The organism is Halothiobacillus sp. (genome assembly GCF_027346185.1).
In the GTDB taxonomy this organism is placed as follows: domain Bacteria; phylum Pseudomonadota; class Gammaproteobacteria; order Halothiobacillales; family Halothiobacillaceae; genus Halothiobacillus.
The window spans coordinates 1-10,330 of the sequence record NZ_DAIESY010000139.1; the positions used below are offsets into that span (position 1 = coordinate 1).

Annotated in this window: 7 protein-coding genes; 3 read left to right on the top strand and 4 right to left on the bottom strand. The window is 57.1% G+C overall.

Features of this window, described 5'->3' with window-relative positions; translation table 11 throughout:
* The first annotated feature begins 59 nt into the window (after positions 1 to 59).
* Positions 60 to 254 carry a hypothetical protein gene (locus tag M7R55_RS10090; protein ID WP_298219370.1) on the top strand — a complete coding sequence of 65 codons (195 nt, stop codon included), beginning with the start codon at positions 60 to 62 and terminating at the stop codon, positions 252 to 254.
* A gap of 491 nt (positions 255 to 745) precedes the next feature.
* Here the strand turns inward: M7R55_RS10090 and glnA are convergent, their stop codons facing one another.
* The 4 genes from glnA to queF form a co-directional block, all read right to left on the bottom strand.
* On the bottom strand, positions 746 to 2,155 hold the full coding sequence (glnA, locus tag M7R55_RS10095) for a glutamate--ammonia ligase (protein ID WP_298220286.1): 1,410 nt from the start codon (positions 2,153 to 2,155) through the stop codon (positions 746 to 748).
* A gap of 389 nt (positions 2,156 to 2,544) precedes the next feature.
* Positions 2,545 to 3,960 carry an ATP-binding protein gene (locus M7R55_RS10100; RefSeq protein ID WP_298220287.1) on the bottom strand — a complete coding sequence of 472 codons (1,416 nt, stop codon included), beginning with the start codon at positions 3,958 to 3,960 and terminating at the stop codon, positions 2,545 to 2,547.
* Complete coding sequence (locus tag M7R55_RS10105) at positions 3,957 to 4,751, bottom strand: response regulator (protein WP_298220288.1); 795 nt, start codon at positions 4,749 to 4,751, stop codon at positions 3,957 to 3,959. The genes M7R55_RS10100 and M7R55_RS10105 overlap by 4 nt, the downstream gene beginning before the upstream one ends.
* Positions 4,752 to 5,302: 551 nt before the next feature.
* Positions 5,303 to 5,692 carry a preQ(1) synthase gene (gene queF, locus M7R55_RS10110; RefSeq protein WP_298220289.1) on the bottom strand — a complete coding sequence of 130 codons (390 nt, stop codon included), beginning with the start codon at positions 5,690 to 5,692 and terminating at the stop codon, positions 5,303 to 5,305.
* Positions 5,693 to 5,829: 137 nt separating this feature from the next.
* Between queF and smc the strand changes: the two genes are divergently transcribed.
* Complete coding sequence (gene smc / locus M7R55_RS10115) at positions 5,830 to 9,333, top strand: chromosome segregation protein SMC (protein WP_298220290.1); 3,504 nt, start codon at positions 5,830 to 5,832, stop codon at positions 9,331 to 9,333.
* Positions 9,334 to 9,337: 4 nt separating this feature from the next.
* A partial coding sequence (locus M7R55_RS10120) for a cell division protein ZipA C-terminal FtsZ-binding domain-containing protein (RefSeq protein WP_298220291.1) occupies positions 9,338 to 10,330 on the top strand: 993 nt, incomplete at its 3' end.

Sequence of the window (10,330 nt, forward strand, 5' to 3'; positions counted from 1 at the left end):
AAGATCGAGAAAGACCCGCACGCTTATTGATCCCGGGCTGAAATTTACGGAGAAAGAATATGAAGACGATTGGTTATTTCCTGCTGTTTTTTGTGCTGGCCATGATCGTGATCTTCCTTGTGATCGTGATGGGTGAAGCCGCCCCCTGGTACTTCGCCTGGATCATCGGCACCGGGTTGTTGATTTTGACCTCTGCAGCCGCGGGTTTTCTCTTCGACACGCAAGAGGAAAAATCCAAAGGCACACCACAATGACCTGCGACGTGCTTCAGCTCTGAAGCACACCAAAGCTAACGAAAGACCCCCGGCCAAGCCGGGGGTCTTGTTTGCTTCAATGCACAACAATCAGTGCAGGACGGCCCGGCCCAAGCTGAACTTCTTCTGCAACAAAAAGCAGCTCGCCCTCTGATGTATTTTCTAGGGATGGTCTGCACGCATGCAATGCCATCCTAAATCCACCTCGTTCCCCTTTTTACAAAGGGGAGCGCACTCCGTTGAAAAAAAGGGGGCCGGGGGAAATTTGCCGAGTCGTACCCAGCCCAGTGCCCGAAGAAACGCTGTATTCGTGCAGAGGTTCCTTTAGTCCCCCGCGCTTCTCCCCTTTTTCAAAAAGGGGAGGCGAAATGCGAAATCTCGCCTGAATTTACTCGCGACAAAAAAATCCCCGACCAAGGCCGGGGATTTTTTCTTGCTATAGCGGTTTATGACCGTGCAGCCGAATGGCTGCCTGCATCAGGGCGCACCGATTACAGGCTGTAGTACATCTCGAATTCGATCGGATGCGGCAGCATGCGCAGACGCTGAACTTCGCCACGCTTGAGCTCAAGGTAGGCATCGATCAGATCATCGGAGAACACGTCACCCCGCTTGAGGAATTCGCGGTCTTTATCCAGTGCATCCAGCGCTTCGCCCAGCGAGAACGCCACTTCGGGGATGTTCTTCTCTTCTTCGGGCGGCAGATCGTACAGGTTCTTGCTGGCCGCTTCGCCTGGGTGGATCTTGTTCTGGATACCATCGATACCAGCCATCAACATGGCGGCAAAGGCCAGATACGGGTTCGCGGTGGAGTCAGGGAAGCGCAGCTCGATTCGGCGAGCTTTGGGGTTGGATACGAAAGGAATCCGGATGGAAGCCGAACGGTTTCGAGCGGAGTACGCGAGCTTCACAGGCGCTTCGAAGTGGGGGACCAGACGCTTGTAGCTATTGGTGGACGGGTTACAAAACGCGTTCAGGGCATGAGCGTGCTTGATGATACCGCCGATGTAGTACAGCGCCATTTCGGATAGACCGGCATAGCTGTCGCCAGAGAACAGGTTCTTGCCGTCTTTCGCCATGGACTGGTGAACGTGCATACCGGAACCGTTATCGCCAAACATTGGCTTTGGCATAAAGGTCAACGTCTTGCCATAGCTGTGCGCTACGTTGTGCAGCACGTATTTGAGGTTCTGTACTTCATCGGCTTTTTTCACGAGCGTATTGAACGCAACACCGATCTCGCACTGACCGGCAGTAGCCACTTCGTGGTGGTGCACTTCAACGGTCTGGCCCATGTCTTCGAGCACGAGGCACATGGTTTGACGCAGGTCATGCAGAGAGTCGACAGGAGGAACCGGGAAATAACCGCCTTTCACGCCGGGACGATGCCCCATGTTGCCGTCTTCGTATTCTTTGCCAGAATTCCAGGCAGCTTCCTTGGAGTCGATTTTGACGAAAGAGCCGGACATTTCATTGCCCCAGCGCACGTCGTCGAAGACGAAAAATTCGTTTTCAGGACCAAAGTAGGCTGCATCGGCCAGACCCGAAGCCTGAATGTATGCCTCGGCACGCTTGGCTACGGAACGCGGATCGCGGGTATACCCCTGCATGGTGTCCGGCTCGATAACGTCGCAGATCAGAATCATCGTAGATTCTTCGGAGAACGGATCCATGACAGCTGAACCAGCATCTGGCATCAAAATCATGTCTGAAGCGTTAATGCCCTTCCAGCCCGCAATGGACGAACCATCAAACATGATGCCGGACTCAAAGCTGTCTTCATCCACGCGCGCAGCGGGGTAAGTGACGTGCTGTTGCTTGCCACGGGTATCGGTAAAGCGGAAATCGACGAACTTGACGCCGTTTTCTTCCATCATTTTCATCGCATGACTTACAGACATGAATTCCTCCAGGGAGCAGTTTCAAAATTAAGCGAACGCAAAGCGCGTTTGAGACAGACTATGCAAGGCGCATCATCGAACCAAACGCTTATCTTGGCAATAAAAGCAGGAATCATGCCTAAAAGCAGAATGTAGGCACTTTGTGAAAAACAGCCCAAGAACACCCTGATTCATAAGTATTAATCCACCTCTAACGTGAATCACAGGGCACAAGAACACCCTGCGCGAATGCACCGAAATCGCACAAATCAAATCCTATATCTAGCCATGTACACATTTTTGTGCAAAAAACACCTAAATCACTCTTGCTGGTAAATTCCGAACAGAAAAAACTTACCCTATTACTCGCACCGGTTCGCACGTTCAGAAACCACGCTTAAAGTAGCGACTCATGCCTCGCTCGATGAAAGCGGCCGAACGGGCGCGACACCGCCCGGCAAGTGAAGACAAGCCGCCAACCCTTTAGGCATAAGGCTATGAGGCAAATAAGGGTGCTCTCCCGGGGCATACAAATCCAGTTTCCACCCCTGTGCTTGCGCCAGCGCCTGCGCGAGACTCAAACCCAGTCCGTATCCCGTCACACCTGAACGGGCCTCATCCTTGCGGGCAAAGGGCTCGCGCAAGCGGACGATTTCCGTAGCCGTCAATCCCTCTCCCTCGTCTTCTATGCACAGTATTTGTGCATCAATAGTCCGCAAACAACGCAATGTGATCGGGGGGTGGCCATAACGATGCGCATTTTCGACCAGATTATCCAGGATCCGTTGCAGGCTATCCGTGGCGACATCGATTTCCAACGCTGCGGAGGGCTCATCGACAACAAGGGAAATTGCCGTGCCTCTCTGCTGCCATGCGGAGACAAATCCAGTCAGCCACAGATGCAACGGGGTAGGTTCGCTGGCAGACTGGCTTACCCCGCGCGCAATTTGCAGGACTTCGGCAATCAAACGATTCATCTGCTCGATATCAGCCTGCATCCGGGCTTGCAGCTCAGGTTCAATATCGTCCTGCGCCAATGCCAGACCGAGACTCAAACGCGTCAGTGGCGTGCGTAAATCATGCGAGATACCCGCCAGCAGCACTGTGCGATTCTCCAAGAGTCGAGCCACTTCGGCAGAGCGCCGATTAACCGCATCGATCAGCACTCGTGTTTCCTGCGGCCCCGTCAAGGGGAGAGGGGCATCGGGCAAACCTCGACTGACCTGCTCGGCAAGCAGACTGACTGGTCGAGTCAACCGCCGCGTCAAAAACAGCGCCAAGATAAGCGTGAGCAGGATACCGCCTACAAGAATGGCACTGAGCGTGAAGGGAATACGGTAGCCCACGCGATCACGGGAGAACTCGAACCGCAGGACATCATCGGCCATCGGCAATTCCAGCCAATACCCCGCCTGATTGGGTAACACCCCCATGTAAACACATTCCCCGGTAGCGTTATCCCTGGTGCCAGGCGGGCAGGCATTCAAGCGTCGCACGACCGCATCGTGCAGAAAGCGCACATAGGGCAGCAAGGTGCCGTGTTGTCGGCTCAGCGTTTGAATTTCTTCTATTTTCAGCCCGTGCTGTGTTTTCAACTCTGCTGCCAGCGATGGTTGGGCATCTTTGGGCAACTCAACCCAGGTTTGTGCCGACAGCACAATTAAGGCGGCGAGATCATCGGCTGAACGCTTGGCCATCGGCACCATGGCGAACCAAGTCACGGCGGTCATCGCAAAGACAAGAATGAAACTGACACTGCCCACTAAAGCCAGGGCGGTGGTGGAGAACAGGCTCCAGACAAGCGGCGGACGCGCTATTTTGATCACGCTGGCTCGCCCGCCGCCGTTGTAATATCCGGCGAACGCGGACTGCGCCCCGATGGCGCGAACAGATACCCTTCGCCCCAGATTGTCACGAGATAACGCGGTTCCGAAGGATTCGCCTCGATTTTCCGCCGCAGTCGGGTGACGCGGACATCGATACTGCGATCGAATGCCGAGCGCTCGTAGCCTTTCAGATAATCCATAATCTGGTCGCGGTTGATGACCCGGTTCGGTCGTTCAATGAAGAACTGCAACAACTGCCATTCGCCATGCGTGAGATCCAGCGCCTCGTCATGCAGGAACGCCTGCCGTGTCTGCACATTTACAGCAAAATCGCCGACCCGCGTGCGGTGCGCCTTCTCAACGCCCGCATCCGGCTCGATACGATGACGGCGCAGAACGGCTCGAATCCGCGCCAGCAACTCTCTGGGATTGAAGGGCTTGGGCACATAATCATCAGCGCCGATTTCCAGGCCGATGATTCGGTCGATGTCTTCACCTCGTGCCGAAAGCATAATGACCGGCGGCCGCGTTTTTGGATCAAGGCGGCGCGCGATGCTCAAACCATCCTCGCCCGGCAGCATGATGTCCAGCACGAGCAAGTCCACGGATGAGTTGCTAGCGAGCGCAGCATCCATTTCAGCGCCACTACCCACCACGCACACATCAAAACCCTGCTCGCGCAGATAGCGCCCCAGCAGCGCCTGAATGCCTGGGTCATCATCAACTACCAGAATGCGCTGCTTGTTGGCGTCATTGGGAGAAACGGCCGAATCGTGGACACTATCTGTCATCTTGCTACTACCTGCCATTATCTAATGAAGCTGAATAATCCAATCTTGGAATGTTCAGAGGGCGGCACAACCTAACAGGATGCTGAAAAACTCATCCATGAGTTTTTCAGCCCCGCCAAGTCCGGTACACGCCCGGACTTGGCAGCGACAAATCAATCCCTTGCGTGATTGATTTTCGTGCGGGGCATCCATGCCCCGCGTTAACAGGCTGCTGAAATAGGTATTTCAGCAGCCTGTTAAGTGCCGCACGGAATCTCTGATTTATTCAGATATTGTCTTTCTGCTCTCATGACAAGCCCTTAGCCGGATCGAACGGGCGCTTGGATTTGAGCACCCCAAATGAGCGGCAACCGCGACGTGTTCGGGGCGTTAGTCATTGCGGGTTTTCCATACAAAATTCCTCCACGAGCAAGCCATGGTATCGAAGGTATGTAAGTTCGATGTGGGCGATGAACCGATTCTAACCGTCTTTCTTGAACGCACGAGCCGCGGACAGCACATTGACCTGTATGAAGTTTCCGACTTAAAGCATTTCTGTGACGGCGGGTCGATCAGGGCAGTTCGATTTTTGGCGCTGGCGTCCAGCCGGGTTGACGATGCTCGACGATCACATTCGTGTATATGCCGCCACGGACATTCCATTCGCCGGTTACCCGCATGAAGCGGGGGGAAATGGCCGCAACCAGATCATTGAGAATGCCGTTGGTCATTGCTTCGTGGAAGCCGCCTTCTTCACGGAAGGACCACATGTACATTTTCAAGGATTTGAGTTCGACACATCGCTCATCGGGCACGAAATCGATCTTGATCGTGGCAAAATCGGGCTGGCCGGTTTTCGGGCACAGGCAAGTGAACTCAGGGATCGTCATGTGAATGGTATAGTCGCGGTCCGGGAAGGGGTTGGGAAAGGTTTCGAGTGTTTTGCTGGGCTGAGTGCTCATGAATCACCTTGCATCAGTATCGGTCTGGTTAAAGGCCGAATTGTATTTATGGTTAAAAGGAATGGAATGAATTCTGGCCGCCAGTATAGAGGTTCGAATCGCAGTGTGCCGCTTCGATGTGTTCGCGGAGTGGGCAAATGCGTCTGACACGGCTGTATCTGGCCGGATTCAAATCCTTCGCCGCGCCGACTGAAATCTTGCTGCCAGCCGAGCGGGTGGCGATTGTCGGCCCGAACGGCTGCGGCAAATCCAACCTGATCGATGCCATCCGCTGGGTGTTGGGCGAGTCTTCCGCCAAGCAGCTGCGTGGCCAGTCGCTGGACGATGTGATCTTCGCAGGCAGCGGCCAGCGCCCGGCGGCGAGTCAGGCCGTGGTCGAGTTGTCGTTCGACAACAGCGCCCGTCGCCTCTCCGGTCCATTCGGTGCTTATGATCAGATCGTCATCCGCCGCAGTCTGGGTCGGGACGGGCAATCGCGCTACACCATCAATCAAACACGGGTTCGCCGCCGCGATGTGGTGGACTTGTTCCTCGGTACCGGTGTCGGCGCGCGCTCTTATTCTGTGATCGAACAGGGCCAGATCAACCGGATTGTCGATGCCAAACCGGAAGATCTGCGTGCCTATCTTGAAGAGACGGCCGGCATTTCGCTGTATCGGGAGCGCCGTCGTGAAACCGAAAGTCGTATCCAACAAACCCAGGACAATCTCAGCCGCTTAAGCGATATCGCCGACGAGCTTGGTCGCCAGAAAAGCCAGCTGGAGCGGCAGGCGCGGACGGCTGAGCGCTATCGGGAATTGCAGAAGAAGCGGCGCCGTCAAGTCGTCGAGCAAGCAGCGGTACAGGTCGTTCTGGCCGAACGTGCCCACGCGGCGCTGGAAGCCGAGTGGCAAGCCGCTCAGGCAAACATGACGACGGCGACCGAACGCATGGCACAGGTCGAGTCGCAGTGGGCGCAGGAGGATGAAGCGCGAACGGCGGCCCAGAGCGATCTGCAACAGGTTCAGGCCCGGCAATATCAACTGGCGGCCGAGCAGGCGCAACTTCAGGGACGTTTGGGGGAGCTTGCCGCCCGAATCGAATCAACGCAGCAACAGCGACAGGACGACCTTGCCCAGCGAACGCGTTTGGAAGCGGCCTGCACGGCGCTACAGGCTGAACTGTCCCGTCTGGCCGAGGAGCGGCGCATGCTCGAATCACAACGGCAAAACGCCATGGAGCAACGCGCCAGAGCACAGGAGAAGTTGCGTGCAGCGGATGCCCATTTGAACGAAATGCGGGCCGAATGGGCGCGTTCACACGATGATCTGGCGCGGCCGCAGCAGGATTTGGCCGCAGCAAAGGCGGAGTACGCCGCATTGCTGCGGCAGTTGCAACGGCTGGAAACCGAGCGAGCGAATGTGGCCGCGCCGGATTCCACCGGGCAGATGGCCGCCATAACCGAACAGATTCAGGATGCCGAAACCCGGATGGGTGCGCTGGAACAGTCGCAAGCCGAAAGCGAAGCGGTGTTGGCCGAACAGCAAGCGGTTCTGGCTGAACAATCGGAGCGGGCTGCCGCCATTCAAAAGAATGCGCAGATTCTGCGGCAGAATGCCGATGCGTTGCAGGCCGAACGTCGTGGCCTTGAGCGTGCTGTAGCGTCCCACCAAACATCGAAAGACGACTCGCCTGAAGCCGAGCGACTCATTCGGCGTCTGGCCAATGCATATGCCGACGCCTGGTGGGGCCATGCACTCGGTGCGGGCATCGAGGCGGCCTGCGTGGATGATCTGGATGCTCTGGTGGGGGCCTGGAATGCCGATCAGATACCCGCAACGGGTTGGTGGGTAGCGCCGGATTTGCAGCCGTCCGAGTCAAAGTCCGGCCTCGAACAGACGCCCAGCCCAAGTGAGGCGCTGGCGCCCTGGCTGCGCGATTGGCAGCACACACGCCATCCCGCCGCATCTTTGAGCGAGGCATTGGCGCAGCGCCACACACTGCCATCCGGTCACTGTTTCGTCTTGGCCGATGGTTGGCAGGTCGGTAGGCACTGGATCGGGCGCGGCGGGAGTGATCAAGCCGCCGTGCGACTGGCGCAACAAACCCGTCTGGTCGAATTGCAGCAGGCCGGCACCGAAGCCGAAACGGCGGCGGAGCAGGTACAGATTGAATTCCAACGGATACAAAATCAGTTGACGGAGCAGCGCAAGCAGGTCGAGCGGCTCGTGGCCGAGCAACACCAGCTCGAACAGCAGCGTCAGCGCCTGCACTGGTCGCTGGCGGATCTACATCGCAAATGCCAACAGCTTGAACAGCAACAGGCGGATCGAGCGGCAAAGGTTGTGCGAATGGAGACCGAGCACAGGCAATTGAGCGCAGATAGGGCGCGACTGGAAGAGACAATACGCCGTCTCGAACAGATCGTGGCAGAGGCCCACACTGCGCGTGATGCGTTCAATGCACGCCAGCAAACGGCAGAGCAGGCCGTGCAGGCCTTGCGTCGCCAGGCCGGGGAGGCCGGCCAGGCGCTCCAGCAGTTGGAGCGGACGGTGGATCGCAACCAGCACCAGTTTGAGCAGGCGCAGCAATCACTGGCGCGCGATGAGGCACAGATGGTGCTAATCGATCAGCGATTGGCACAATTTTCGGATCGATTGGACGGGTTGATTACACAGCAAACCGAACGGCAGGCCGAGTTCACCGCGCTCGGTGCCCGTCAGCATGAGATCGCGCAGCAGGAAAAAGCGGCGCTGACACGAGTTCAGCAGCACACGCAGGCTGTGCAGACCGCAGGCATCGAGCGGCATGAGGTGCAGATGGCCCTTGAAAAGGCACGCACGGCGGTTCAGGCGCTGGAGTTGCGGCGCGCTCAGTTGGCGGTGCGGGAGGATCACGCGGCCCAGGCGTTGACGCAGGCACTCGATCAATGGCGTGATGATCAGCAAACACTGGATGCCGAAGCCATTGAGCGGTTGGCAGACATTGCGAATATTGCCGAGGCGCAGGCATCTGAACTCTCGACGCTGGAACAGCAGATCGCCCGTCTGGGCGCGGTGAACCTCACCGCCATCGAAGCGTTTGCCGAAGCCGAAGCACGCAAGTCCGAACTGGACGGGCAGATTGAAGACGTTCAGGCGGCGCTTGATCAATTACAGGAGGCCATCCGGACGCTGGATAAGCAGACGCGCGCGCAATTTAAGTCGGTGTTCGACGCGGTGAATGCGCGCATCGGCCCCTTGTTCGTGCACTTGTTCGGTGGCGGCGAGGCCCGGCTCGAATTGAGCGGTGCGGACGATCTGGATGCCGGCGTGCTGTTATTCGCCAAACCGCCGGGCAAGAAAGTCACCCAATTATCGTTATTATCGGGGGGCGAGCGGGCGCTGACGGCGGTGGCATTGATTTTCGCTTTATTCGAGCTCAACCCCGCACCTTTCTGTATTCTGGATGAGGTCGATGCCCCGCTGGATGAGGCCAATGTCGGCCGATTCTGTGCTATGGTTTCGGCCATGTCGGATCGGGTGCAATTCCTGTTCGTGACGCACAATAAAACCACGATGGCCAGCGCCTCGGCTTTGGTCGGGGTGACAATGCGTGAAGCGGGTGTTTCACGCATTGTCTCGGTGGATGTGGATCGCGCCGTGCAACTATTAGAGTCATAAAAGTATGGAATGGTTACGTTGGATTTTTTTGGCGGCTGGCGTGTTGGCGCTTGCGGGGATTGTGTGGGTTTATCTCCGCCATAAGAGCGAGCAGGCCGTCGAATTGGGCAGCGGACGTACCGAAGCGAATCTCGATGATCCGATTGATGTGCAGATACGCGCGCAAGAAGATGCGCGAGTGAAATCCACCGAGGCAGCGCTTGAATCGGATCTCGATGAGACCCCTGATGAAGGCATTATCGGCCGGGTTAAGGTCAAGGAACGGCTTGATCCGGTGATCACGCCCGCCACCAAACCCCATGAAGTCGAACCCGAGCCCTTGCGTTGGCAGCAACCCACGTTCACCCGCAAAAGTGAGCCGGAACCCATCGATGTGGATGACGTGCTCGGTTTGGCGGATGCCGAAGGCGTTATCGGTAACGTGCGCCGCAAGGTGCTCGATGAGATGCCCGAGACAGGCGGTAGCCTGTTCCGTCGTCGCCAGACGCCCCATTTCAGCTATCAGGAAAAGCAGGAGTCATCGTCAGATAATGGGGAACCCGAGTCCCCGTCATCTGCCGACGCCACTGAGCAAAATGTCAAACAGAACGTTGGTCGGGATGCAGACCCGGTCGTCCTTCCCCTGCTGGTGGCCAGTGCCGACGGCGCAGCATTCCCCGGCGATCGTGTGGAGAACCTGATCGAGGAAATCGGTTTCCAATTCGGTGCCCTGTCGATCTATCACTATCCCGGCGAACTGGGCGAAACCCTGTTTTCGTTGATGAACGGGGTAAAACCCGGCACCTTCGACCGTGGCAATAGCGCCAGCTTTGCGACCCCTGTACTCGCACTGTTCATGCAACTGCCGCTCGATGGTCCCAGCGAAAGCCTGATTCTGGACCAGATGATCGACATTGCCCGCGACATTGCCGATCAGCTCGGCGGCGAGGTGCTCGATGACCAGCGCCTGCCGCTGACATCCGAATCGATCGACCGCTACCGCGAACAGCTCAATAGC

What these genes read in the sequence shown, in the direction of transcription:
- smc (WP_298220290.1), top strand. Translation starts at nt 5,830, where the DNA reads ATGCGTCTGACACGGCTGTATCTGGCCGGATTCAAATCCTTCGCCGCG.
- M7R55_RS10090 (WP_298219370.1), top strand. Translation starts at nt 60, where the DNA reads ATGAAGACGATTGGTTATTTCCTGCTGTTTTTTGTGCTGGCCATGATC.
- glnA (WP_298220286.1), bottom strand. Translation starts at nt 2,155, where the DNA reads ATGTCTGTAAGTCATGCGATGAAAATGATGGAAGAAAACGGCGTCAAG.
- queF (WP_298220289.1), bottom strand. Translation starts at nt 5,692, where the DNA reads ATGAGCACTCAGCCCAGCAAAACACTCGAAACCTTTCCCAACCCCTTC.
- M7R55_RS10105 (WP_298220288.1), bottom strand. Translation starts at nt 4,751, where the DNA reads ATGACAGATAGTGTCCACGATTCGGCCGTTTCTCCCAATGACGCCAAC.